The 24,821-nt window shown below is 64.3% G+C and carries 19 protein-coding genes; 4 read left to right on the top strand and 15 right to left on the bottom strand.

All coding sequences use genetic code 11. From position 1 onward, the window contains the following. Nucleotides 1–108: 108 nt before the first annotated feature. From aroK to CKO23_RS07510, 4 genes are all read left to right on the top strand, one after another. Nucleotides 109–633, top strand: a complete 525-nt coding sequence (aroK, locus tag CKO23_RS07525) for a shikimate kinase AroK (RefSeq protein ID WP_200329641.1) — start codon at nucleotides 109–111, stop codon at nucleotides 631–633. Between the two features lie 13 nt (nucleotides 634–646). Further along, nucleotides 647–1,729, top strand: coding sequence for a 3-dehydroquinate synthase (gene aroB, locus CKO23_RS07520; RefSeq protein ID WP_200329639.1), 1,083 nt, complete (start codon nucleotides 647–649; stop codon nucleotides 1,727–1,729). A 433-nt stretch (nucleotides 1,730–2,162) separates the two neighbouring features. Continuing rightward, complete coding sequence (gltB, locus tag CKO23_RS07515) at nucleotides 2,163–6,818, top strand: glutamate synthase large subunit (protein ID WP_200329637.1); 4,656 nt, start codon at nucleotides 2,163–2,165, stop codon at nucleotides 6,816–6,818. Next, nucleotides 6,811–8,277, top strand: a complete 1,467-nt coding sequence (locus CKO23_RS07510; RefSeq protein WP_200329635.1) for a glutamate synthase subunit beta — start codon at nucleotides 6,811–6,813, stop codon at nucleotides 8,275–8,277. Before gltB ends, CKO23_RS07510 begins: the two co-directional genes overlap by 8 nt. A gap of 77 nt (nucleotides 8,278–8,354) precedes the next feature. Here the strand turns inward: CKO23_RS07510 and gspD are convergent, their stop codons facing one another. From gspD to CKO23_RS07435, 15 genes are all read right to left on the bottom strand, one after another. Further along, entirely contained in the window at nucleotides 8,355–10,541 is a 2,187-nt protein-coding gene (gspD, locus tag CKO23_RS07505) for a type II secretion system secretin GspD (RefSeq protein ID WP_200329633.1), read from the bottom strand. A 41-nt stretch (nucleotides 10,542–10,582) separates the two neighbouring features. After that, on the bottom strand, nucleotides 10,583–11,194 hold the full coding sequence (locus CKO23_RS07500; protein WP_200329631.1) for a hypothetical protein: 612 nt from the start codon (nucleotides 11,192–11,194) through the stop codon (nucleotides 10,583–10,585). Further along, the gene (gspM, locus tag CKO23_RS07495) at nucleotides 11,191–11,799 is read right to left on the bottom strand and encodes a type II secretion system protein GspM (protein WP_200329629.1); all 609 of its coding nucleotides are present in this window, start codon (nucleotides 11,797–11,799) and stop codon (nucleotides 11,191–11,193) included. Before gspM ends, CKO23_RS07500 begins: the two co-directional genes overlap by 4 nt. Then, nucleotides 11,796–12,896 carry a PilN domain-containing protein gene (locus CKO23_RS07490; protein ID WP_200329626.1) on the bottom strand — a complete coding sequence of 367 codons (1,101 nt, stop codon included), beginning with the start codon at nucleotides 12,894–12,896 and terminating at the stop codon, nucleotides 11,796–11,798. The genes gspM and CKO23_RS07490 overlap by 4 nt, the downstream gene beginning before the upstream one ends. Before the next feature lie 470 nt (nucleotides 12,897–13,366). After that, nucleotides 13,367–14,335 carry a general secretion pathway protein GspK gene (locus CKO23_RS07485; protein ID WP_200329624.1) on the bottom strand — a complete coding sequence of 323 codons (969 nt, stop codon included), beginning with the start codon at nucleotides 14,333–14,335 and terminating at the stop codon, nucleotides 13,367–13,369. Continuing rightward, nucleotides 14,296–15,000 (bottom strand): prepilin-type N-terminal cleavage/methylation domain-containing protein, encoded by a 705-nt coding sequence (locus CKO23_RS07480; protein ID WP_346014582.1) that lies wholly within the window; start codon nucleotides 14,998–15,000, stop codon nucleotides 14,296–14,298. Before CKO23_RS07480 ends, CKO23_RS07485 begins: the two co-directional genes overlap by 40 nt. A 10-nt stretch (nucleotides 15,001–15,010) precedes the next feature. After that, on the bottom strand, nucleotides 15,011–15,397 hold the full coding sequence (locus CKO23_RS07475) for a type IV pilus modification PilV family protein (RefSeq protein ID WP_200329620.1): 387 nt from the start codon (nucleotides 15,395–15,397) through the stop codon (nucleotides 15,011–15,013). A gap of 2 nt (nucleotides 15,398–15,399) precedes the next feature. Then, nucleotides 15,400–15,858, bottom strand: coding sequence for a GspH/FimT family pseudopilin (locus CKO23_RS07470; RefSeq protein WP_200329618.1), 459 nt, complete (start codon nucleotides 15,856–15,858; stop codon nucleotides 15,400–15,402). A gap of 41 nt (nucleotides 15,859–15,899) precedes the next feature. Further along, nucleotides 15,900–16,331, bottom strand: coding sequence for a type II secretion system major pseudopilin GspG (gene gspG, locus CKO23_RS07465; protein WP_200329616.1), 432 nt, complete (start codon nucleotides 16,329–16,331; stop codon nucleotides 15,900–15,902). A 102-nt stretch (nucleotides 16,332–16,433) separates the two neighbouring features. Beyond that, nucleotides 16,434–17,642 carry a type II secretion system F family protein gene (locus tag CKO23_RS07460; RefSeq protein ID WP_200329614.1) on the bottom strand — a complete coding sequence of 403 codons (1,209 nt, stop codon included), beginning with the start codon at nucleotides 17,640–17,642 and terminating at the stop codon, nucleotides 16,434–16,436. Nucleotides 17,643–17,712: 70 nt separating this feature from the next. Further along, the gene (gene gspE, locus CKO23_RS07455; RefSeq protein ID WP_440870562.1) at nucleotides 17,713–19,428 is read right to left on the bottom strand and encodes a type II secretion system ATPase GspE; all 1,716 of its coding nucleotides are present in this window, start codon (nucleotides 19,426–19,428) and stop codon (nucleotides 17,713–17,715) included. Nucleotides 19,429–19,572: 144 nt separating this feature from the next. After that, nucleotides 19,573–21,465, bottom strand: a complete 1,893-nt coding sequence (locus CKO23_RS07450; protein ID WP_200329610.1) for a nucleoside-diphosphate sugar epimerase/dehydratase — start codon at nucleotides 21,463–21,465, stop codon at nucleotides 19,573–19,575. Nucleotides 21,466–21,467: 2 nt separating this feature from the next. Further along, the gene (locus CKO23_RS07445; protein ID WP_200329608.1) at nucleotides 21,468–22,508 is read right to left on the bottom strand and encodes an MraY family glycosyltransferase; all 1,041 of its coding nucleotides are present in this window, start codon (nucleotides 22,506–22,508) and stop codon (nucleotides 21,468–21,470) included. Between the two features lie 55 nt (nucleotides 22,509–22,563). Next, nucleotides 22,564–23,118 carry a DJ-1 family glyoxalase III gene (locus tag CKO23_RS07440; protein WP_200329606.1) on the bottom strand — a complete coding sequence of 185 codons (555 nt, stop codon included), beginning with the start codon at nucleotides 23,116–23,118 and terminating at the stop codon, nucleotides 22,564–22,566. Nucleotides 23,119–23,197: 79 nt separating this feature from the next. Continuing rightward, complete coding sequence (locus CKO23_RS07435; RefSeq protein ID WP_242482280.1) at nucleotides 23,198–24,553, bottom strand: S41 family peptidase; 1,356 nt, start codon at nucleotides 24,551–24,553, stop codon at nucleotides 23,198–23,200. Nucleotides 24,554–24,821: the final 268 nt, after the last annotated feature.

The following is a 24,821-nucleotide window of genomic DNA, read 5'->3' as shown; positions in this document are numbered from 1 at the left end:
CGCTGGCCGCGCTCCGGCGCTTGCGTAGCGCCGACTGTGCTTCATGAGACAGCCCGACTAACCCCTTCGCCCTTGCCCGCAGTTAGAAAATCTGGCATACCTTCCCGCATGATCCGCGCACAGAACATTTTTATCGTCGGGCCGATGGGCGCCGGCAAGAGCACCGTGGGGCGACAGCTCTCGGAGGCACTCTCCTACACCTTCAAGGATAGCGATCAAGAGATCCAGCGCCGCACGGGCGTGGATATCCCGACGATCTTCGAATTCGAGGGCGAATCGGGCTTTCGAGCCCGCGAGCGGCAAGTCATCGAGGAATTGGTGAGCGAAGAGCGCATTGTTCTCGCGACAGGCGGCGGTGCCGTTCTGAGTCCCGAGAACCGGCAGGATTTGTCGGCACGCGGTGTCGTCATCTATCTGCATTGCAGCCCGGAGCAGCAGCACGCGCGCACGGCCCGAGATCGCAACCGGCCTCTGTTGGAAACCGAGGACCCCCTGGCGCGGCTGCGTGACTTGATGGCAGAGCGCGAACCGCTCTATCGGCAGGTGGCCGACATGGTGGTGTCCACCGAAAAACGTGGGACGAGTTCGGTGGTCAAGGAGATCTGTCGCCGTCTCGAGTCCGAAGAGATCTAGACGTAGCCCGGATATGACAAAGACACTGACCGTCGATCTTGGCCCTCGGGACTATCCGATTCATATCGGCTCGGGCCTCCTCGGGGATCCCGATCTCTACCGGCCGCACATCCGCGGCAGCCAGGTGATGATCGTCACCAACGAGACCGTGGCCCCTCTGTACTTCGAGCGCTTGAGCGGCGCGCTGGGCGATTATCAGATCCGAGATGTGGTGCTTCCGGACGGCGAGGTCTTCAAGACCCTCGATGTCTGGAGTCGGATCTTCGACGCCCTGCTCCAAGAGCGGTTCGCGCGTGACTGCACGCTGATCGCGCTAGGCGGCGGCGTCGTCGGGGATATGGCGGGGTTTGCCGCGGCCTGTTATCAGCGCGGCGTTGCCTTCATTCAGGTGCCGACGACGCTGCTCGCGCAGGTCGACTCCTCGGTCGGCGGAAAGACCGGGATCAATCATCCCGCCGGCAAGAACATGATCGGCGCCTTCCATCAGCCGCGTGCCGTGATCGCGGATACGCAGACCCTGGAAACGCTGCCTCAGCGCGAGCTGTCGGCCGGACTGGCCGAGGTGCTGAAGTACGGTTTCATCCGGGATCCGGCCTTCTTGGACTGGCTGGAGTCGCACATGACCGAGCTGCTCTCGCGCGACCCGGAGGCACTGGCCTACGCGATCTCGCGCTCGTGCGAGATCAAGGCCCAGATCGTGGCCGAGGACGAGTTCGAAGCCGGACATCGCGCCTTGCTCAACCTGGGTCACACCTTCGGCCATGCCATCGAAACCGGCGCGGGGTATGGGACCTGGCTCCATGGGGAGGCCGTTGGCGCTGGCATGTGCCTCGCTGCGGATCTCTCGCACCGCCTTGGATGGATCACCGACACGGAGTTGGAGCGTGCGCGCCATCTCGTCGCTTGCGCCGGGCTACCCATCGAGCGGCCGGAAAACGTGTCCGCCGAGCGGATGCTCGATCTGATGGCCGTCGACAAGAAGGTGATCGGCGGTCAGCTGCGCCTGGTTCTCCTCAAGGGGCTTGGGGACGCGGTCGTGACCAGCGAGATCGACCCCGATTTGATCAACGCCACTCTGTGCGCCCCCCATCCCTGAGGGTCATCCTCTCTGCAAGCGAATGGAGCAGCGCGCACCAGAAGGGTGCGCAGCCCTCCAGCTTTCTTGCCTCTCCTTGCCGTAAATCATTCATTCTCATGCTAGACATGGTGGCACGACCCCTGCAACGGCGCTATGATTGTCGGTTCTCGATTTCATTTCGGTCGGGCTGTCGGGGTTTGCCATGGTGCCAGTGACAAGGTTCTGGCGGGCAAGCCATCCGAGCTTGATCGCTGAAGTCTGGTCGCCCTGGATCAAGAGACTTCGGCTCCGCCGGAACACTCGTCGGCCAACACACATCCGGATCTAGGATCACAGGATTGGGCTGCCACCCGCCATGATGGAGGTCGACTCCGGCGGACGCGAGGCCTGTGCCTCGTCTGAATGGCAGACCAGTCGGAATCATTTACCCTAGGTATCAACGAGGTCAGCGATGAGCCTTCGTGCCCTACCGCCCGCACAGGGTCTCTATGACCCAGAGAACGAGCGCGACGCCTGTGGTGTCGGCTTCGTCTGTCACATCAAGAACGAGAAGAGCCACGCGATCGTCCAGCAGGGGTTGGAAATCCTGGAGCGTCTGACTCACCGGGGCGCCGTGGGCGCCGACCCCAAGGCGGGAGACGGTGCGGGCATTCTCGTGCAGATCCCGGATGCCTTCTTCCGCGCGGTCGTCGACTTCGAACTTCCGCCACTCGGCACCTATGGCGTGGGCATGGTCTTCCTGCCGCGCGACGAACAGGCTCGGCAGCAGATGCAGGACACCGTCATCCGGCGACTGCGGGAAGGCGGCCAGACGGTGCTTGGCTGGCGAGATGTGCCAGTGGACAACAGCGATCTCGGCGAGAGCGTGCTCCCCACCGAGCCTGTCGTGCGCCAGGTCTTCGTCGGCTGCGGCGACAACTGCCCGGACCAGGATGCCTTCGAGCGCCGCCTCTTCGTCATTCGCAAGCGGATGGACAACGAGATCCGCAGCGCCGGGTACGACAAGACGGCTTACTACGTGTCGTCGATGTCGTCACGCACGGTGAACTACAAGGGGATGCTGTTGGCCACCCAGGTCGGCAAGTATTACCTAGATCTGCGCAACGAAGCCTTCGAATCCGCGCTCGCCCTGGTGCATCAGCGCTTCTCGACCAATACCTTCCCGACCTGGGATCTGGCTCAGCCCTTCCGCATGATCTGCCACAATGGCGAGATCAACACCCTGAGGGGCAACGTCAACTGGATGGCGGCACGCCGCCACACCATGCGTTCCGAGATCCTCGGCGAAGAGCTCGACAGCATCTGGCCCCTCATCCCCGAGGGTCAGTCAGACTCGGCCTGTTTCGACAACGCGCTCGAACTCCTCGTCATGGGCGGCTACTCGCTGGCCCATGCCATGATGCTCTTGATCCCGGAGGCCTGGTCCGGAAACAAGCAGATGGATTCCGACCGCCGCGCCTTCTATGAATACCATGCGGCGCTGATGGAGCCTTGGGATGGACCGGCAGCGGTGGCCTTCACGGATGGACGCCAGATCGGTGCGACCCTCGATCGCAATGGTCTCAGGCCGGCCCGTTATCTGGTCACCAACGATGACATGGTGATCATGGCCTCCGAGATGGGTGTGCTGGACATCGCCGAAGAGCGCATCATCAAGAAATGGCGCCTGCAGCCGGGCAAGATGTTCCTCATCGACCTGGAGCAGGGCCGCATCATCGACGATGCCGAGATCAAGGCCGAGTTGGCGACGGCCCAACCCTACCGGGAGTGGCTCGCCAAGACGCAGATCCATCTCGACGAGCTACCGACCAACGTTGCCCCCATGGCGCCGGACGAAGACACCTTGCTGGACGCCCAGCAGGCCTTCGGCTACACCCAGGAAGACCTCAAATTCCTGCTCACCCCCATGGTCGTCACCGGACAGGAGGCGATCGGGTCCATGGGCGCGGACAACCCACCCTCCGTGTTGTCCAACCGGGCCAAGCACCTCTCGACCTATTTCAAGCAGAATTTCGCCCAGGTCACCAACCCCCCGATCGATCCGATCCGGGAGGAACTGGTGATGTCGCTGGTTTCGCTCATCGGGCCGCGGCCGAATCTGCTGGGACTCAACGAGGCCGGCAAGCATTGGCGGCTCGAGGTCAACCAGCCTGTCCTGACCAACCAGGATCTGGAGCGCGTCCGCCACATCGAGGATAGCTCTGGCGGCGCCTTCCGGACCAAGAACCTGCACATGGTCTACCCGTCGAGCCAAGGCGCCGGCGGAATGTCCGATGCGCTCGATCGGCTCTGCAAAGAGGCCGAGGACGCGGTGCTGGCCGGCTACAACATCCTGATCCTCTCCGACCGCAACACCAATCGGGACTACATACCTATCCCGGCGCTGCTGGCGACCTCCGCGGTGCACCACCATTTGATCCGCCGTGGCCTGCGCACCAGCTCGGGCCTCGTCGTCGAGACAGGTGCGGCACTCGAGGTGCACCACTTCGCGACACTCGCCGGTTATGGCGCGGAGGCGATCAATCCCTACCTCGCCTTCGACACCATCGAGTCGATCCTGCCCAAACTCCCCGAGGCGCTGAGCTTTGAGGAGGCGCAAGACCGCTACATCAAGGCGGTTGGCAAGGGTCTGAAGAAGGTGATGTCCAAGATGGGCATCTCCACCTTCCAGTCCTATTGCGGCGCGCAGATCTTCGATGCCATCGGACTGAACAATGACTTCGTGCGCCAGTACTTCACTGGCACGCAGAGCAAGGTCGAGGGCGTCGGGCTCACCGAGATCTCGGAGGAGGCGGTTCGCTGGCACACCCAGGGCTATGGCAACGATCTCGTGCTGCGCAAGCACCTGGATGCCGGCGGGGATTATGCCTTCCGGCTGCGCGGCGAAGACCACGTTTGGACGCCGGAAACCATCTCCAAGCTGCAGCATGCCACCCGTGCGAACAATTGGGAGACCTACGAGCAGTACTCCCGATTGGTCAACGAGCAGAATGAGCATTTGCTCACCCTGCGCGGACTCATGGAGCTGAAGTTTGCCGAGGAGCCGATTCCACTCGAGGAAGTGGAGCCCGCCAAGGAGATCGTGAAACGCTTCGCGACCGGCGCCATGTCCTTCGGCTCCATCAGCTACGAGGCGCATTCGACCCTGGCGAAGGCGATGAACGCCATCGGCGGCAAGTCCAACACGGGCGAAGGCGGCGAAGAGCCGGAGCGGTTCCTGCCGCTGGCCGACGGCTCCAGGAATCCGGAGCGTTCGGCCATCAAGCAGGTCGCCTCCGGGCGTTTCGGCGTGACCACCGAGTATCTGGTCAACGCCGACGACATCCAGATCAAGATCGCCCAGGGCGCCAAGCCCGGCGAGGGCGGACAGTTGCCGGGGCACAAGGTCAATGCCCAGATCGCGCGGGTGCGTCACTCCACCCCCGGCGTCGGTCTCATCTCGCCGCCGCCGCATCACGATATCTATTCGATCGAGGACCTGGCACAGCTCATCCATGATCTGAAGAACGCCAATCCCAAGGCGCGGATCTCGGTCAAGCTGGTCTCCGAGGTGGGTGTCGGCACGGTCGCCGCCGGTGTCTCCAAGGCCCACGCCGATCACGTCACCATCTCAGGGTATGACGGCGGCACGGGCGCCAGCCCGCTGACCTCCATCAAGCACGCCGGCTCCCCCTGGGAGATCGGGCTGGCCGAGACGCATCAGACGCTGGTCCTGAACCGTCTGCGCGGCCGCATCGCCGTGCAGGTCGACGGCGGCATGCGCACCGGGCGGGACGTCGTCATCGGCGCGCTGCTCGGCGCCGACGAGTTCGGGTTCGCAACGGCACCCTTGATCGTCGAGGGCTGCATCATGATGCGCAAGTGCCACCTCAACACCTGTCCGGTCGGGGTCGCCACCCAGGATCCCGAGCTGCGCAAGCGCTTCACCGGCAAACCCGAGCATGTCATCAACTACTTCTTCTTCGTCGCCGAGGAAGTCCGGCGACTCATGGCGCGACTCGGGTTCCGAACCATCCAAGAGATGATCGGACAGTCGGACCGCCTTGAGATGCGCCGCGCCATCGCGCATTGGAAGGCTCAGGGTTTGGACTTCACGCGGCTCTTGGCCAAGCCGGACGTCGGACCCGAGGTCGCCCGCTTCAACTGCGAAAAGCAGGACCACGGCATCGAGAAGGCGCTGGATCACGAGCTGATCCGGCAGGCCGAGCCCGCCCTCGAACGGCGTGAAGCGGTGCGCATCGAGACGCCCATCAGGAACTTCAATCGCACCTTCGGGACGCTCTTGTCCGGCCGCATTGCCGAGCGCTACGGTCATGCCGGGCTGCCAGACGACTGCATCCACATCAAGGCCAAGGGCACGGCCGGGCAATCCTTCGGCGCCTGGGCGGCTCATGGCGTGACCCTGGAGCTTGAGGGCGAAGGGAACGACTATGTGGGCAAGGGATTGTCGGGTGGACGTCTGATCATCTATCCGCCGGCGGAATCCGCGATCGGCCAAGCCGAACACAACATCATCGTCGGTAACACGGTGCTGTACGGCGCCATCACGGGAGAGTGCTTCTTCCGCGGTGTCGCGGGCGAGCGCTTCTGCGTCCGCAACTCAGGCGCGGCGGCCGTTGTCGAAGGCGTCGGCGATCATGGCTGCGAATACATGACCGGCGGCGTCGCCGTGGTGCTCGGCCCGACTGGACGGAACTTCGCTGCCGGCATGTCCGGCGGCGTGGCCTACGTCCTGGACGAGGATGGCGGATTCAACGATCGCTGCAATCTGGCCATGGTCGAACTCGAGCCCATCGCCGAGGAAGATGCCGCCCTCGAGGCACTCGATCATCAGGGCGGAGATCTGGAAACGCACGGGCGTGTGGAGATCAGCCATGACATGACCCGGCATGACGCCTTGCGACTCAGGCAGCTGATCGAGAAACATCTGCACTACACCAACTCCGCGGTGGCGCGGCGCCTCCTGGACGATTGGCCCAAGGCGCTCAGCACGTTCGTCAAGGTCATGCCGGTCGACTACCGGCGGGCACTGGAGGAGATGCAGGCTAATCAGAGCCGGCCACCACAGCCGAACAAGCCGTTGAAGGGGATCGTCGAACATGGGTAAGCCGACCGGATTCATGGAATACGGCCGTCGCGACCGGCGCTATGAGCCGGCTGGCGACCGCGTGGTTCACTACGAGGAGTTCGTGATACCGCTCACGGACGGCGAAGTGCGCGAGCAGGGTGCGCGCTGCATGGATTGCGGAATCCCATACTGCCACCAGGGTTGCCCTGTCAACAACATCATTCCGGATTGGAATGACCTTGTTTACCGTGGCGACTGGAAGGCGGCGATCGACGTCCTGCACTCGACCAACAACTTCCCGGAATTCACCGGACGGATCTGCCCGGCGCCCTGTGAGGCGTCCTGCACGCTCAACCTCGATGACGTACCGGTCGCCATCAAGACCATCGAGTGCGCGATCATCGATCGCGCCTGGGAAGAGGGCTGGATCAAGCCCCAGGTCCCGGAGCGACGCACGGGTAAACGCATCGCGGTCGTTGGCTCAGGTCCCGCGGGCATGGCGGCCGCGCAGCAGCTGGCGCGTGCGGGTCATGAAGTCGCGCTCTTCGAGAAGGCGGACAGGATTGGCGGACTGCTGAGATATGGCATTCCCGACTTCAAGCTGAGCAAGGCCCTCATCGACCGCCGGATGGCCCAGATGCGCACCGAGGGAGTCCAGTTCCACACGAACTCCCATATCGGCGTGGATATTTCGGTCAGTCGACTCCGTGAGGACTATGACGCTGTCGTTCTGGCCGGGGGATCAGAGAAGCCACGGGATCTGGACCTTCCTGGCCGGGCGCTGAACGGCGTGCATTTCGCGATGGACTTCCTGACACGCAACAGCAAGCGCGTGCAAGGCTCCTTTGTCGCGGATGAGGACTTCATTAGCGCTCAAGGCAAGCACGTCGTGGTCGTCGGCGGCGGTGATACCGGATCCGACTGTATCGGAACCTCGAATCGTCACGGTGCCAAGTCCGTCACTCAGATCGAGATTCTCGATAAGCCGCCCGCGCAAGAGGACAAGGGCCTGACCTGGCCCGATTGGCCCAACCGGCTGCGCACGTCCAGCTCGCAGGAAGAGGGCTGCGAGCGGCTATGGAACCTCGCCACCAAGTCCTTTTCCGGAGACGCCGACGGCAATGTCACGGCGCTCAACTATTGCTTGGTGAGTTGGGACAAGGACGCGAGCGGGCGCTGGCAGATGCGGGAGGTTCCGGGCAGCGAAGGGTCACTCAAGGCCGACTTGGTTCTGCTCGCCATGGGCTTCGTTCACCCGGTGCACGAGGGCATGATCGAGGAGCTGCGCTCGAGCGCCGGACTGGAGCTCGACGCCCGCGGCAACGTGAAGGGGACCACGGAAGGGGCCGACGCCTATCATACCTCGGTGGAGGGCGTCTTCTGCGCCGGAGACATGCGCCGGGGACAATCCCTGGTGGTCTGGGCGATCCGCGAAGGTCGTCAGTGCGCGAGAGCCGTAGATCAGTGGCTCATGGGGCAAACCGACTTACCCCGATAAGAGACGCTCTCTCGATCCCTGCGACCGCGGGATGAACGAAAAAGCGGCCCTGCAGTGCAGGGCCGCTTTTCTTTTGCTCACAGACTGAAGTTCAATCCTCGAACCTTGTTCCGGAAGTCCTCGGTGACGGATTCGATGTCTTGATCGCTCGAAATGACCTTGGGCGTGAGGATCACGACCAGTTCCGTGCGAGCCGATGCCTTCGAGCGCTGGCCAAAGAGTCCGCCGGCGAAGGGAAGGTTGTAGAGTCCTGGGACACCGCTTTTGCCGTCAGCCCTGGTGTCCTGAATCAAGCCGCCGAGAACTACGGCCTGGTTCGAGCGGACCGCCACGAAGCTGGTGATATTGCGTGTGGAGAAGGTCGGGGAGTCGACGCCCGAGTCGCTCGCCGTCGCATCCACCGTACTGACCTCTTGCTCGATTTCCATCTGGACCAAGCCGCCCGGCGTCACTCGGGGCTTGACCGACAGCATGACGCCCGTGTCCTTGTACTCGATGCCGCTGATGAGGTTGGAGTCCGCCGTCGTGCTCTGCTGCTCGTAGGTCTTGACGGGAACCTGCTGACCGACCTGGATCTTGGCCGTCTGATTGTCCATCACCATCACCGAGGGCGAGGACAGAACATTGACGAGGCTCTCGGACGCCAATGCGCTCAGTGTCGCCCTGACGTCGGTCGGGCTGGATATGACCGCCCAGTTGAAACCGGGAATCCTGGTGTTCAAACCCGAGGTGCTGTCGTTATCCAGCGTTGCGTTGCTCTGGCCTTTGGAGGCGGTCCCAAAGAGCTCCCACTGAACGCCATATTCCAGATCCCCGGTCAGCTTGATCTCCACGATCGTCGCCTCGACCAACACCTGAAGCGGCACGATATCCAGCTGCTTCAAGGCGTCCAGGATCTTCTTGTAGTCGCGCGGGCTCGCCCGGACCAGCAGGGAGTTGTTCACGCCGTCCGCAACGATGCTAACGCTCGAAGACATCTCGATTTCGCGTGACGACGCGGTTCTGGTGTTGCGCGATTGATCGCTGTTGGAGCTGGAATCGGCTTTGTTGCCCTGCGTGTCGGATCCGATCTTCGAGCGGCCCAGGCCCGGGGCCACGCTGCCCACCGCCGAGCGCTTGTTGCGGTCACTGCTGGTCCCGCCGAAGAGTTCCGAGAGGATGTCCGCCAGACTCTCGGCATCGCTATGCTTGACGCGGTAGACGAAGAGACGCTCCGATGAGTCCCCACTGGCCTCCGCCATGTCCAGCCGCTCGATCCAGTTGCGGGCCTGCTGGATATAGCTCTCCTGCGGCGAGACGACGAGGAGTGCGTTGGCGCTCTCGATCGGGACGAACCTGAACAGACCCTTGAGCGGATTGCTGCCCTCTTCGGCAAGCAGGCTCTGGAGCTGGGCCTGGACGTCTTTGGCCTTGGCGTACTCCAGCACGAAGAAGCCAACCGACAGACCCGACATCCAGTCCACGTCGAAGACCCGGATGGTATCGAGCAGATTCCCCATCTCCGGACTGGTGCCCGCGATGACCAGCAGATTGCGCAGGTTGTCGACGCGGATCATGCTCCCCTCCGGCGCCAATGGCTGGAGGATGTTGCTCATCTCTTCGGCGCCGATATAGCGCAGGGGGACGACCTGGACGCTGTAACCCTCGGGCAGCGCGCGGGTCGAGTCGCCGAGCTGTGGCACCACTTTGCCCTGGACGGCGTTGGACAGCGGCACGACTTCGTAGGTCCCATCCTGGTAGACGATGGCCGCATTGTTCATCCGCAGCAGGGTCTCCAGCGTCGGGATCAGATCCTCGCGACGCAGCGGCCGGCCCGTCTGCAAGGAGGTCACGCCCTGCACCGCCGGATGCAGTACATAGTTGACCTTGAGCAGATCGCCCAGCACGACCTTCACGACCTCGCGGATATCGGTGCCGTCGAAATTGAGGGTGACGTCACCCGCCGCGGTATCGACCGCCGGAGGTTTGACCTTGCGGACGAAACTGCCCGTCCCGCGCTGCAGGGAATCGGCGGGCTTGGCCGGCTGATCGTCGCCACCGATGCCGATGGTCTCGGCGCCGGTACCGCCACGAGTCTTGAAGGCGTCGCGTCTCTGGTCCTGTTTGGAATTGACGATGTGCCCTTCGGCATCACCGATCTTGACGGTTGGATCCCAATAGCTGCGCTCGCAGCCCGCAAGGTTTGCAAGGAGCAAAACAAGGCTCAAGATCCGCAGCCAGCGTCCACGCTGAGAGCAGCGATTGAAGAATTGATCGGCGTACATTGTGCCTCAGTTGCGATGGTCGCTTCTGCTCGACCGAGTGATCATTTTCTTGGAGGGATTGCCGGCATCGGCGGTCTCGGGGCTCTGGGGGGCCTCTGCCGTGCGGGCGTCCGCGATGCCGCTGAGGGTGGGGCGACGGATGGAGCGGCCTTGCTGTAATCGCGCAATATTAGCTCATCCTGCTCACCCTGTCGCTCGAGCCGGATCCGGTCCTCCAGGATTTCCCGCACCGACCAGCCCATGAAATCGTCGCCGATGCGCAGACGCTGGAGCTTCGGCTTGGAGGGATCCTTGACCCAGGCGGAGACGACCGTGGGGCTGATGAGGACCGCGCTCAGATCGATCGCATCCAGCTCCTGGTTGTCTTCGGGGGCTGCCGACACCTCGGCGTCCGCCTCTTGCGGTGGTTCGGGTTTGCGATCCGGCCGGAACAAGGGATGCTCGATCACGCTGGCGTAGGCATCCTTGGGATCCGCCAGCTCCAGGCGCCTCAGCAGCTCCGCGCCCGGCGCGGGCGTTTGATCGGTCGCGACCGGCACCGCCGTTTCTTGCGCCGCATCAGGCGGCGACAGGCTCGGCGGCCAGCCCAACCACTGCAGGAGCAGCACCAGGAGCAGCGCGAGAACGACCATCACGGGGAGGGCTCGCATCATGAGTCACCCCCGAGCACGAAGCCGAAGATGTCGATCCGCAACGTCAGCTCACCGCCCTGATTCGCGACGAATCGACGCGTCGGTCGGCGTCGTGGATCATTCTGATCGACTGGGGGTCGGGCTGAAGAGCGCACCGACAGACGCTCCACGAACAGGAAGGGCCTGGCCTGCTCGAGCTGATAAAGTACGTCCAGCAAGGTATCCGTCGACCCTTGAACCTGGGTGCGCACGCGCACCCGCGCCGGATCGTCCTTCTTGTCCTCCGGGAGGATCTGAGTGCTGATCAGGCGACCGGAGGCCGCATTGACGATGTCCTGGACCTGGCTCTGGAGTTGCGCGCCGGCGAGGGCTTGGGTGGGCGCCTCGAAGTAGAAGGCCTTGAAGGCATCGTTGTTGCGGACCTGCTCCAGCTCCGCCCGCAGCGCGGGCATCGATTGGACCAGGCGTCGGTATCGGCTCAACTGGTCCTGGTGCTCGGCGATCGTCTCGTTGAGGCCGGAGACACGGCTCGCCCAGGGGATGGCCAGTGCGGCGATCAAGAGCAGTGGGATTATGACCAGCGCCGCCAAGACCAGCGTGCAGCGGACCTTTGGGCTCACGCTCATGGCTGTCTCCGGCTGACGTACTGAAAGGAGATGTTGAAGCGCTCCTTTCCCGTTCGCGCGATCTGGGTGACCGGTGACTTGAAGGAGACCCCGTCGATGCCGGGCGCCTGCTCCAAAATGGCGATCAGGGCGGTCGCCTGACCGGATTCCCCGCGCAGATCGACCTGGTTTCCGTCGAGCTCCAGATTCTGGATCCAGGTGTCCTCGGGAAGGCGATCGGTCAGCTCGCGCAGGAGCTCCAGGAACTGGGGCTGGTCGAGCTTCATCTGCAGCACGACCGTACTACCCTGCCGCGCTCGCTCGAGCTCCTGCCTCAGGTCATCGACCGCCACGGCTTGCGCGCGGATGCGGCCCAACTCCGTGTCCAGGACCTCGGCGATCTGCTTCTTCTGCCACAGCGGCGTCAAGACGATCGCCACCGCGAGCACGGCCGCGATGATGGCCATCCAGGTGCTCAGGCCAAGCCGCACGGCACGCGGGTGCGGGCGCCGCTCGATCGGCAAGAGGTTGGCGCCGGACCAGGCACCTTCCCAGGTGACGCGGTCGATTGGCGAGCCGAGTTCGTTCAGCCGCTTGAGCCAGTCCTCGAGGATGTCGCGGCGACAGAGTGCCAGCTCGAGATTCAATCGATTGGCGTTCTTGGGGCCTGGCTGCGCGGCGAAATCGAAGATCACGTCGTCCGGCTGAAAAGGCGTCAAACGGTCCAGCTCGTAGCGAATGACTTGCGGGAGATTCGCCCTCACTTGCGCGGGAAATGAGATCGCACGCGTGAGCACCGCGTGACGTGGCAGTCTCAGCTCCGTGGCATGGCGCTGGTCCATGGTGCGTTGCGTGAGCGCATCCGGCAAGGTGCTCGTGCGCAGGAGGTCGATCTCTCCGACAGCCTCGCTCTCCAGGCCCGCGACCAGCTCGAGGCGCGCGTGCCCGCCCTCGGCATGGACGATCAGCACCCGGTGATGTCTGGCGAGCGCCCGCTGAAGCGCCGCCGGCAGGCAGGCGAACAGACGCTCTCGCAGCGCGTCGGTCTGCATGACCGCGATGCTGCCCGGCCCTGATAGACCCCTGAGAAAGCGATTCAAACGATCAGTGAGCGTCATGGGTTAAGCGCGCTTCCATGGCGATCCGCATGCAGATGAGCCCGCGCCCACGATGAGAGCAGGTTGCAAAAACCACAGCGACCGACACGATGAGTCCCTATTGAAAATCTTGGGCCTATTGAAAAACCTTGGAATGGTGTGCGTTCTGCACGGGCGCCGAGCGCGGCATGCACCAGGACGATGAGGCAATCGGGCCGCAGCCGTCGTGCCTTCGATGGACCATCCAACAGGAATCATCGGAGTTCGCCGAGCACGCACGAGCGTCCATGCACATCTCGTCAGCATTCATCATCCTGTCAGTCGGGCAGCTTTCGATCCCGGCGCTTCAACCGCAGGCGAGCGCTGCGACGTCCAAGCTTACCCGAGGGCATGATTGTCGATCAAAGCACAGTGATCATCACGAAACAATCGCGGAAATGGGTTGAGCGGCCCAGTGGTCCGCCCGGTTATACCATGCGGATAGAGGTCTGTTATTCGGACTCGGGCTCGCGGTAGACCGGATCCTGTAAGGATAAGTCGTATCGCCGCCACAGGATCTGAATGGGTGAGCCCTGTTGCGCTCCGCCAGCCAGCTGGATCAGCGCCTCCATCCGGCGTCCAGCCCGATCCTCACCCTGCTCCGTGACCTGGATCCGATAGAGCGGACCACCACGATCGACCGCTCGCGCCGCGGTTGCGCCTGGAATGCTGGTCAGATCTCTCTCCGCCACCTCGTCGACCGCCTCCTCCAGCGAGATCCCGCGCAGTGCGGCCAAGACGGCCGGGGAGGCGAAACGCTCGTCGGGCGTCGCGGACTCGCCGTCGACGGTGACCTCCGGCAGCAGCCGCTGATAGATCTCCTCGGACATCCCCAGCACCTGTCTCAGCTCTTCGACGGACGCGTAGGCGTCATCCTTGGCACCAATGGCATTGCCCGCCTCCTTGTAATCGGCGTCCTCGGCACCGTTGAGGAGGGCCGCGTCGTCTTCGTCACGCCAATCCACGATGGCCGCCGCCAATGCGGTCGCGTCCTCCTCCGACACGCCAAGCACGGTGAGGAGATTCGTCAGGGTCTCCGGCTGGGCGCGATTCAGGTTGAGTTTGGACATCTCGTTGAAGACGGCGATCGATAGCGTCGAGCCGCCGAATGACCAGGTCCGCGGGACACCGTTCGGCAGCCAGGTCGTCTCCGCGTCCTCCGCCTGCTCGGCCGTCGGTGGCACCATGAAGTCCAAGGCGGCATAGGCGATGGCGGCGTCCGCGACCGCGCGGAAGCGCGCGCCAGACACATGGTTCTCCGTGAGCGCCGTTTCGGTGCGCTGGGTCGCCGTGAGGCTGACGGCCATCACCGTCAACAGTGTCAGGACCCACATCACCAGCATCAGCGCGATCCCGCGTTGATGGCGGATGCCTCGCCTGCTCAGGACGGATTGGGCAGGGCGATGATGAGGTCTGGCCATGACTGGGTCTCGGTCGCAAGACGCAATTGGATCAGCGTGGGGAGGCGGCTCTGCTCGAGCCATTCATCGTGCCAATCGGGCTCGGTCTCGCCGTCCGGTTGGCCATAGTAGGCGATCTCGAAGAGGCTCACGTCCTCGAGCAAGAGGGTGCGGCCAAAGGCACCGCCCGCCGCGTCCATGTTGGACGGATAGTCGGAGAGCGAATCGATACCCTCTTCCTTGATCGGCTCCCACGGCGGGAAATCGTCGCCGCCTTCCAGGATCTCGGGATGCAGATACCAGCGGGTCAGCACCAGGGCCTTGCCCGAGGGGCGCTCTTCCAGCTCAAGGCGCAGGACATAGAGTCCGGAGATGCCGACATGGCCGGATAGCGGTGCGGCCAGCTCGAGCCGCGCCTCATTCCCGGCGAAGATCGGTGTCGGCGCCCCGTCGAAGACGGCCGTCGCCGCTCGGGCCTGGCGGAGGGTGCGCATGAGGAAACCGTCGATCAACCTGAGATCGGAGATCTGACCGCTGACCTTCTCGACGCTCTCCCACGAACGGGAGCCGAGCCGCAGACCGGAGAACAGCAACAGGGAGATCAAGCTGATGATGGCCAGCGCGATCACCAGCTCGATGAGCGTGAAGCCGCGCGCCCGGACCACGGTCGTGGGGATGGGCTTCACGCGCAGGCTCCTAGAGCTTCTCGCCGAGCCGCAGCGTCTGCAGCGACAGGCTGCGGGCACGCCCGGCGTCATGCCAGAGCACCGTCGAGATGACGCGATAGGGCGTCGCCGGTGGCTCGGTGAAGTACTGATCCGAGACATCGACGGCCTGAATGGTCAGCTCCCACTGAAACCCGCTCGGGGTTTCGCCCGAAGACGAGCCCTCCTCCAGTGGGAGATCCCCTCCGACCTCGTTGAGGACCGACTCCGCGAGGGTCGCGGCTTGGCTGTACTGCGCGGAGGCAATGGTTGTGATGGTTGCACGCGAAAAGATCTGCATCATGACGCCGAGCGAGATGGCCAGGATGGCGAAAGCCACCAGCACCTCGAGGAGAGAGAAGCCGCGTTCGCGCCGCATGGTCAGTCCGCGCTCCAGGTATCCAGCTCGATGCGTCCGGTCAGCCAGGTGACGCCGACCTGATAGCCATTGCCCTTGCGCGACAGCAGAATGCGTCCGCCTGTCGAGCTGCCATCGGGGAAGAAACGAATGACGCCCCGCTGCTCATCGAGCATCTCACGGCTTGCCGCCTCCAACCCGATCGTCAGCCCCTTCGGCAGGCTCAGGCTGCGGTAGCCAGGCAGACTGAGACGATGCGCCTCGATGTCCACGAGGAGCGCCTGATCCTCGCCGCGCCGAATGGCCGATTCCCTGGCAAGCCGCAGTGTCGCCACCGTGCGACGCGCCGCCGACTTCATCTCGATACCAGGGAGCGCGGCCGAGAACAGGGTTGGGACAGCCGTCATGATCAAGGCCGCGATCGCCATCACGACCAGCAGCTCGACGATCGTGAAGCCGCGATTGGCGGAGGGCCTAGCCATGGGGCGACGGGAACCGGCTCAAGCAGGCGTCCCGACGGCGCTCATTCCCAACTCTTGACGTCGGCGTTCTCGCCGTCTCCGCCTTCGCGATTGTCGGCACCCAAGGACCAGATGTCGAAGCTGCCGTGCTCGCCCGGAAAGCGGTATTGATAGTCGTTGCCCCAAGGATCCTTGGGGACGGCGCCCTTCTTCAGGTAGGGGCCGTTCCAGCCCGCGACGTCGCCGGGGTTCTCGATCAGGGCGGAAAGCCCCTCGCCGTCGTTCGGATAGCGGCCAAGCTCCAGCCGGTAGAGATCGAGCGTGGAAGACAGATCGTCGATCTGGAGCTTGGCTGTCTTGCTCTTGGATGAGCCCAGGAATTTCATGACCTGAGGCCCGACCAGACCAGCCAGCAACCCGAGGATGGCCAAGACGACCAGGAGCTCGACGAGGGTGAAGCCGCCGCGGCGGCGCTTGGAAATTCGATCACGCATCTGGATACCTCGATACAGAGTGAAGTTCAGGATTCCCGTGGGGTTCGCGCGCGCATTCTAGGGCGCCCCCGCGGTGCATACCAATCGGCGGAGGCCCCGGGGTCACACAACCAGCTCGTTCGCCCCGAGGATCGCCATGAGGATCGACATGATGATGCCCGCGACGACGATGCCAAGACTGATGATGAGGATCGGCTCGAGCAGCGTGAGCATGCGCTGGACGCTGATGCGCGTCTCCCGATCATAGATGCTTGCGATCTTGGCGAGCATGGCGTCCAAGGCTCCGGATTCCTCGCCCACGCGGATCATCTGCAGCGCGAGATCGGGCAGGGCCTGCAGCCGGGCGAGCGGTCCGGCGAGTCCGCGCCCGTGCTTGAGATCGTCGCCCGCCTCGTTCAGGAGCCCGAATATCCGTTGGTTGGAGACCACCTCCTTGGAGAGGGTGAGGGCGCTCAGGAGTGGCAGACCATTCTTCAGCAGCGTGGAGAGCGTGTGGCAGAGGCGGGCCGTCTCCATCTTCCAGATCAGGTCTCCGAACAGCGGCAGGCCCAGCACCTTGTCGTCCACGCGCGCCCGGACCTCGGGCTTCTGCAGCTGGCGCTCGATGACGACGGCGATGAGCGCGATCATACAGAGCATCGCCCACCAGTAGTTGCGGAAGAGATCGCCCGTTGCGACCACGATCTGGGTCGGCAGCGGCAATGCCTCGCCCATATCCTCGAAGAGCACGGTGAACTGCGGCACGACGAAGACCAGCAGCAGAATGACGGAGAGCGCCGCGACGAACAGCAGGATCGAGGGATAGACCAGCGCCGAGGTCACGGTCTGGCGCAGCTCGGCGACCCGTTCGAGATAATCGGCGAGGCGGTCCAGAACCTGGTCCAGGGCGCCGCTGGCCTCCCCGGCGCGCACCATGTTCACGTAGAGCCGGGCGAACTGACCGTCCTGCGCGTCCAGGGCGCTGGAGAAGGTCGCTCCACCCCGCACCCGATTCTGCAGATCGGCCAAGACCCGCATCAGGTGCTCCGCCTCCGTCAGCTCCGTGAGGATCTGCAGCGAGCGATCGAGCGTCATGCCGGCTTCCAGCAGGGTGGCGAGCTCGCGGGTGAGAATGCCGATTTCCTTTTGACTGAGACGCCTGCGCCTGACCCCGCCGAGCTTGGAGATCAGGCTCTTGGTGGTGCGAGTCTCGATCGGGATGAGACCATTGCCCTGCAGCTCGCGAATCACCGCGGCTTCATCAGCCGCCTCGAGCTCGCCTTCCAGCAGCTCGCCGTCCGGTTTGACGGCCTTGTAGAAGAATTTTGTCATGACGGCCTCTCACCCGGACGTGGAGCCGTGCCGGTGCGCGCTGCCAACCCGAACTCCCCGCGCCCGATCATCAATCCGCCTCCGCGACGCGCAGGACTTCCTCGATGGTGGTCCGACCGTCCAGTGCCTTGCGCAGACCGTCCTGGTAGAGGGTCTCCATCCCCTGCTCGACTGCAATCCTGCGGATCTCGGTTGCCGTCGCATGCGAAAGAATCGCCTTGCGGATCGCCTCGGACATGACCAGCACCTCGGCGATGACCAGACGCCCACGATAGCCGGTGGCGTTGCAGGCCTCGCAACCGACCGCGCGATGCAGATCGACGCTATCGTCGAGACCGCGCAGATGGGCGAAGCGCTCCGCCTGCTCGGGCACCGCCCGGTAAGGCTCGCAACAGGCGGGGCACAGCCGACGGACCAGGCGCTGCGCCAGGATGCCGTTGATGGTCGAGGTCAGCAGATAGTCCTCGACACCCATGTCCAGGAGCCGGGTGACGCCGCTCGCCGCATCGTTGGTGTGCAGGGTGGAGAGCACGACATGGCCGGTGAGGGCCGACTGGACGGCGATACGCGCGGTCTCGAGGTCACGCATCTCACCGACCATGATGATGTCCGGGTCCTGGCGCACAATGGCGCGCAAGGCCCCGGCGAAGGTCATCCCGATGGAGGATTTGACCTGGATCTGATTGATCCCGGGGAGTTGGTACTCGACCGGGTCCTCGACCGTGATGATCTTGCGCTCTTGGGTGTTGAGGCGGCTGAGCGCGGTATAGAGCGTGGTGCTTTTGCCCGAGCCGGTCGGGCCAGTCACCAGGAGGATCCCGTAGGGCTGCTCCAGGATGCTATGCAGACGCTTGCGCGGGCCGCCGTCGAAACCGAGCGCGTCCAGGTCGAACCGCACGCTCTCCTTGTCGAGCAGACGCATGACGACGCTCTCGCCGAACATGGTCGGGACGGTGGAGACGCGCAGGTCCAGCTCCTTGCCTTGGATGCGGATGGGGATGCGCCCGTCCTGCGGGAGTCGCCGCTCCGCGATGTTGAGCTTGGCCATGATCTTCACGCGCGAAATCACCGCGGCCGTGGAGCGCACCGGCGGTGCGTCCACCTCCTTGAGGATGCCATCGACACGGTAGCGCACGGTCAGATTGTCCGCGAAAGGCTCGATGTGGATGTCCGATGCCCGCGACTCCACGGCGCGCTGGATCAGCAGGTTGACCATGCGGATGACGGGCGCCTCGCTGGCGAGATCCTTGAGGTGCTCGATGTCTTCCTCGTCGAAGTCGCCGAAATCCGCCTCGGCCTCTTCGGGTGGCTCCTCCACCTTCTCGTACAGGCGCTCGATCGCCGTCTCGATCTCGGTCGGGAGCGCGATGGCGGCCGTCACCGGCTTGTCCGCGGCCATCCCCACTGCGGTGACGACGAAGTCATCGACCGGATTGGCGAAGGCCACCTGCAGCCGGCTGTCGTCCTCGGCGACCGGCAGGACGCGCGCATCCTTCAGGAAGCGCAGGGTGAAGAGGTCTTCTCGAATCGGCTCCTCGGGAAAGGCCGCCGCATTGACGAGCGGCAGGCCCAGGACCTCCGACATGCCCACTGCCATGTCGCGCTCGGACACCAGCCCGAGACGCACCAGCATGGGCAGGAGAAAATCGCCCGCATCCTCGGCCAAACGGCGTGCCCGGGCAAGGTCTGGAGAAGTCAGTTTGCCAAGCCTTTGCAGATGCGCAACCACCCTGGACTCATCGGACGGCTGCTGGGTCTTGACGAAGGCATCGGCCTCCAGGTGCATCTCGATGTCTGGCTCGGCCAGCGCGGTAGGCGGATGCCCGTCGGACAGCAGTTCGTCGGGATCCTCTCGCAGGGCGCGAATGTGCGGGGCTTCCTCTAGGACGGCATCTTCTTGCATCTGACCTGCTCCCGTCATGGCGTCGGATCAAGCACTCGGATTCTCAACGGCGGCATGTGCCTCGGAAGGCGCCACCCGGGACGGCCGTCGCCAGCCGGGTAGCAGCGCCTGGAGTCTACTCAGCATCCGCGTCTCGTCGAATGCGTCGACATACCCCTGAAGGGCCTCCAGACCAGCCAAGAGTTCAGCGGCGGAAAGGCCGGTTCCCTGGCGCGCCACGCGGATCTTGGGGTGACCTGTGGCGACGAGCTCCTCCGAGGCATAGAAGAGTTCTTCATAGAGCTTCTCGCCCGGCCTCAGGCCCACGTATTCGATGAGGATGTCCTCACCAGGCTCTTGACCGGAGAGACGGATCATCTGTTCCGCCAGATAGCGGATTTTGATGGGCTCACCCATATCCAGCACGAAGATCTCACCACCGTCGCCGATGACCGCCGCCTGCATGATGAGCTGACAGGCCTCCGGGATGGTCATGAAAAACCGCTCGATCTCCGGGTGCGTGACGGTCACGGGTCCGCCCCGCTCGATCTGGCGCCGGAACAGCGGCACCACGCTTCCGGCAGAGCCTAGCACGTTGCCGAATCGCACGGTGATGAAGCGGCAGTGCGAGCGGCCATCCAGATCCTGACAGATGGCTTCCGCGAGCCGCTTGGTAGCGCCCATGATGTTGGTCGGGTTGACCGCCTTGTCCGTCGAGATGAGGACGAAGCGCTCGCAGCCGGGCGCGGCCGCCGCCGCCTGGGCGACGATGCGGGTGCCGATGACATTGTTCCTGACGGCGGCCCTGAGCTGATTCTCCAACAAGGGCACATGCTTGTAGGCCGCGGCATGGAAGACGATTGCCGGGCGCTCGGCGTGAAACAGCGCCGCGATGGCCGCGGCATCCGTGACGTCCGTCAGGTGTCTGGAGACGCTCAGATCGGGATGAGACTCCAGCAGCTCCATCTCGATGCGGTAGAGATTGAACTCGCAGCTCTCCAGCAGGATGAGCCGAGCCGGGCCGGCTCCGGCGATCTGGCGCACCAGCTCGGAGCCGATCGAGCCCCCCGCGCCCGTGACCAGGATCTGGCGCCCCGCGAGCCCGGCGTTGATCTCCGGCCAATCGAGCTCAATGGGCTCGCGCCCGAGCAGATCCTCGATGGAGACAGGGCGCAGCTGACTGATGTTGATCTGACCGTCCATGAGGCTGCGCAGCTCGGGCAGGATGCGAAAGGGCCGACCGGTCTGCTCGCACAGCTCGACGAGCCGACGCATCTCCCGCGCCGTCGCGCCCGGAACCGCCAGCATCAGCAGATCGACGTCCTCGCGCACCACGATCTCCGCAATGGCGTCCGTGCCGCCGAAGACCGGCAAGCCCTGGACCTCGCCACCCTGTCGTCGCAGCTTATCGTCCACGAAACCGACCGGGAAATAGGCACGCTGCGAGCCGCGCAACATGTCGCGCGCGAGCAGGTCGCCAGCCCGACCGGCCCCAACGATGAGGACGCGCTGTCCGGACGAGAGGTTGAGGCGATGGTCTTTCATCCAGCGATAGAGTATCCGGGGTGCCGCGAGCATGAGGAGCTGAACGCCGAGATAAATGACCGGCACCGACCTCGGCACCAGCTCAGAGCGGTTGACGATGAAGAGAATGACGACCACCAGGAGGGTGCCTGCTGTCACCGCCTTGGTCATCCGCACGAGGTCCGGCAGAGAAGCAAACCGCCAGACGCCCCGGTAGAGCCCGAAGAGCCAGTAGACCGAGCCCTGGACCAGGACGACCCAGGGCAGGGATTGCTGCCAGCTGGCCATGAACTCGGCTGGAATGGCGTCCAGGTTGAATCTCAGCCAATACGCCAGGAGCCATGCCAGCGGAATGGTGAGCAGGTCATGGACGAAGGCCGCGGTGCGCGAGCGCAGTCGGTCGATCATGGGGTGCATGGTCAGTGTACCGCCGCCTCGCGCTCCACCAGCATCACCTGAAAGTGGATCGTCAGATAGATGATGGTCCAGGCACCGAGAAGCATCCACTGGTCGCGGACGGACAGCCCGGGTGCCGCGATGGCGCAGGCGGCGACGGCGGCCATCACCAGGTAGCCGCGCAGCAGGGTCTTACGATGGCTCCAGCCAGCGAGCACCAGTCGCTGATAGTGGTGGGAACGGTGTGGCTCCCAGATGCGCTCGCCCCTGACCAAGCGGGCCAGCAGGGTCCAGGTCGCATCCACGATGAAGGGGGAGAAGATCAGCCCCGCCACCCAGAGTGGAAAGAGGTCGCGCTGAGCGCCCCAGAGCGCGAAACCGGCCGCGAGCAGACCCAGGCTGGATGAGCCGATGTCGCCCAGAAAGATCCGCGCTGGCGGAAGGTTGAAGATCAGAAAGCCGCCAGCGGCGCAAGCGACGCAAAGGGCCGCGACGGCATAGGAAGGATCCTCGGCCCGCCACCCCAGCAGGGCAAGGCTTGAGAAACCGATCACCGCCATGCCGCCCGCGAATCCGTCCATGCCATCCATGAAATTGTAGAGATTGATCATCCAGACGACGAAGAGGACCACCAACAGGCCCAGGGCCGCGCCAGGAACCACGAGCGTAAGACCGGGCAGGTCGATGAAATCCTCGAAGACGCCGCCGATGACCAGCAGGATGGCGGCAAGCAGATGCACCATCAGTCTGACGAGAGGCGGGAGATGACCGAGATCGTCGACGAAGGAGACGGCAGCGACCGCGGCCACGGCGGCGGCGATCCAACCCAGCTCCGGCGGCACAGCACCCATCGCGCCCGCGAGACAGAGCGTCGTGACGATGCCGGTCAGAACCCCAAGCCCACCGGTGCGTGGGACCGGCGTGCTGTGCAGTGAGCGCGCGTTGGGCTGGTCCAGCCGACCGAGACGAGCACCCCTATGGGATACCAGCCAACGCGTCGTCGTCAGACTGAGCGCGAAGGCGACGAGAGGCAAGGCACCAAAGAGCAGCTGCTCCGCAGTCATGACGCTGGCGTTCCTGTGCGTTGACCTCGAAGGGCTCGGCAGCGAGGGCCCCGGCTCAGGATGGTCGCACCAGGCCGCTTTCGACCCTGTCGCGGCATTCCCGGCCGACCAGCAGCTCGATGAGCTCGAGCGCGAAGTCCATGGCGGTGCCCGGACCCCGGCTGGTGACAACCCCCGCGTCCACGACCACGGGCGCGTCGATGAACTGGACCTCGGGAAAATCCCGCGCCTGGACGGCCCCTGGATAGCTGGTGGCTCGACGGCCATCGAGCAGACCCGCGGCGGCCAGCACCTTGGGCGCGGCACAGATCGCAGCGGTGTAGCGACCATTGCGCTGATGGCGTTGCAAGAGGGCGCGCACGCGCGCGTCCTCCTCCAGGTAGCGCGCCCCGGGAAGCCCACCTGGCAGGACGACCATATCGAAATCGTCGTCCTGCACGGCCTCCAGCGTCGTGTCCGGCACGAGCTGGACCCCGCGGCTCGCCTTGACCGGCCCCTCCGTCAGCCCGGCAGCGACCACCTCGATCTCGGCTCGGCGCAGCAGATCGATGATGGTCACGGCCTCCAGCTCTTCGCACCCCTGTGCAAGGGGAACTAGGACTCTCGGCATGGGTGTGTCTCCGTTTCGGATGGCGAGGCCGCGGCGGTGCCGCCGAATGGATCCGGATGCCGTGGCGACAAAGACAGGCTCACGGCTTCGACGTCCGGCCCAGGATGGTCAGCCCCTTGAGCACGTTCAGGGCCTCGGACAACTGGAAGTCCTCGACCGCGAGCGGTTTGGGCTTCTCGTCGACCTTAGCTTGATCGCCCGTGTCTTTGTTCGTCTCGTCGAGATGGCGCACCAGGTCGGCTTCCTTCAGCGAGGAGACATCCTGTTCGATGAGCGGCTTGAACTCGCCGTGCTCCAAGGAGATGTCCGGTGTGATGCCCTGCGCCTGGATGGAACGCCCTGAGGGCGTGTAGTAGCGCGCGGTCGTCAATTTCAGGGCCGTGGCATCGTCGATGGGGACGATGGTCTGGACCGAGCCCTTGCCGAAGGTCTGGGTGCCCATGACGATGGCGCGATGCTGATCCTGCAGGGCGCCAGCCACGATCTCGGAGGCCGATGCGCTGCCGCCATTGACGAGGACGACGATGGGCGCGCCGCCCAGCACATCGTCCGGGCCGGCCTTGAACTGCATCTCACTGTTCTTCACCCGGCCCTGGGTATAGACGATCTGACCCTCCGTCAGGAAGGCATCGCTCACGCCAACGGCGCTGTTGAGAACGCCGCCAGGGTTGTTTCTGAGATCGAGCACCAACCCCTTCAGCTCGCCCTCGTTCGTCTTCTTCAGCTCCGCGATGGCCTTGAGCATGTCGTCGGTCGTGTGCGACTGGAAATGCGTCAGACGAACGTAGCCATAACCGGGCGCGAGGATCCGGCTCTTGACGCTGGCGACCTGGATGATGGCCCGCTCGACGGTGACCTCGAAGGGTTTCTGGTCGGTGCCACGCATGATGGTGAGCTGAATCGAAGTGCCCGGCTTGCCGCGCATCAGCTTCACCGCCTCGTTCAGGCTCAGGCCCTTCACCGGTTTCTCATCGATGCGGATGATCATATCGCCGGACTGCAGCCCGGCGCGTTGGGCCGGGGTGTCGTCGATGGGCGCGATGATCTTGACGAAACCGTCCTCCAAGCCAACCTCGATGCCCAGTCCGCCAAACTCGCCACTGGTGCCCACCTGCAAGTCGCGGTACTCCTCGCCATCGAGGTAGGAGGAATGTGGGTCCAGACCCGCGAGCATGCCGCGGATCGCGCTCTCGATCAGTGCCTTGTCGTCGACCGGCTCGACATAGTCCTCCTTGATGCGCCCGAACACATCGGCAAAGGTCCGCAGCTCGTCGAGCGGCAGCGGCTCGCTCGGCGCCTCCGCGGGCGCCTTGGCTGGGGCAGCTGGCGCCTTTTCGGCGAGGGCGGCGGGCACAGGCAGCATCGAGAGACCGATGAAGACGCCGGCGCTCAGCCGGGCAGCGGACTGGAAGCGCATCAACAGGATTCTCGTCATATGCAAAGGACTCGCTGAGTAAGTGCGCGGAGTGAATGGATGAGTAATGCCTGGCAGTCTCGGCGGAGGATCGGCGCCTCGGAGCCGCATCGACTCTGGCAAAGGTCGCCGGGCGATACTGCGCGCAAAGGATCGCACGTTTTGGGTCCGCTCGACAGGCTCGCACGAAGCCAGGCAGCGGAATGCGGAATTGTTGCGCAGAGCATCCGTCATCGGGGCCGTGGACGAAATGGACCCCGTCCCGCTCCATCAGTTCCCTCGGACCTCG

Source organism: Thiocystis violacea, assembly GCF_016583565.1.
In the GTDB taxonomy this organism is placed as follows: domain Bacteria; phylum Pseudomonadota; class Gammaproteobacteria; order Chromatiales; family Chromatiaceae; genus Thiorhodococcus; species Thiorhodococcus violaceus_A.
This window is presented reverse-complemented; position numbering and strand designations above follow the sequence as displayed.

Bases quoted from the DNA above. Each gene is read 5' to 3' on its own strand.
- aroK (WP_200329641.1), top strand. From the start codon at position 109: ATGATCCGCGCACAGAACATTTTTATCGTCGGGCCGATGGGCGCCGGC.
- aroB (WP_200329639.1), top strand. From the start codon at position 647: ATGACAAAGACACTGACCGTCGATCTTGGCCCTCGGGACTATCCGATT.
- gltB (WP_200329637.1), top strand. From the start codon at position 2,163: ATGAGCCTTCGTGCCCTACCGCCCGCACAGGGTCTCTATGACCCAGAG.
- CKO23_RS07510 (WP_200329635.1), top strand. From the start codon at position 6,811: ATGGGTAAGCCGACCGGATTCATGGAATACGGCCGTCGCGACCGGCGC.
- gspD (WP_200329633.1), bottom strand. From the start codon at position 10,541: ATGTACGCCGATCAATTCTTCAATCGCTGCTCTCAGCGTGGACGCTGG.
- CKO23_RS07500 (WP_200329631.1), bottom strand. From the start codon at position 11,194: ATGATGCGAGCCCTCCCCGTGATGGTCGTTCTCGCGCTGCTCCTGGTG.
- gspM (WP_200329629.1), bottom strand. From the start codon at position 11,799: ATGAGCGTGAGCCCAAAGGTCCGCTGCACGCTGGTCTTGGCGGCGCTG.
- CKO23_RS07490 (WP_200329626.1), bottom strand. From the start codon at position 12,896: ATGACGCTCACTGATCGTTTGAATCGCTTTCTCAGGGGTCTATCAGGG.
- CKO23_RS07485 (WP_200329624.1), bottom strand. From the start codon at position 14,335: ATGGCCAGACCTCATCATCGCCCTGCCCAATCCGTCCTGAGCAGGCGA.
- CKO23_RS07475 (WP_200329620.1), bottom strand. From the start codon at position 15,397: ATGCGGCGCGAACGCGGCTTCTCTCTCCTCGAGGTGCTGGTGGCTTTC.
- CKO23_RS07470 (WP_200329618.1), bottom strand. From the start codon at position 15,858: ATGGCTAGGCCCTCCGCCAATCGCGGCTTCACGATCGTCGAGCTGCTG.
- gspG (WP_200329616.1), bottom strand. From the start codon at position 16,331: ATGCGTGATCGAATTTCCAAGCGCCGCCGCGGCGGCTTCACCCTCGTC.
- CKO23_RS07460 (WP_200329614.1), bottom strand. From the start codon at position 17,642: ATGACAAAATTCTTCTACAAGGCCGTCAAACCGGACGGCGAGCTGCTG.
- gspE (WP_440870562.1), bottom strand. From the start codon at position 19,428: ATGCACCTGGAGGCCGATGCCTTCGTCAAGACCCAGCAGCCGTCCGAT.
- CKO23_RS07450 (WP_200329610.1), bottom strand. From the start codon at position 21,465: ATGCACCCCATGATCGACCGACTGCGCTCGCGCACCGCGGCCTTCGTC.
- CKO23_RS07445 (WP_200329608.1), bottom strand. From the start codon at position 22,508: ATGACTGCGGAGCAGCTGCTCTTTGGTGCCTTGCCTCTCGTCGCCTTC.
- CKO23_RS07440 (WP_200329606.1), bottom strand. From the start codon at position 23,118: ATGCCGAGAGTCCTAGTTCCCCTTGCACAGGGGTGCGAAGAGCTGGAG.
- CKO23_RS07435 (WP_242482280.1), bottom strand. From the start codon at position 24,553: ATGACGAGAATCCTGTTGATGCGCTTCCAGTCCGCTGCCCGGCTGAGC.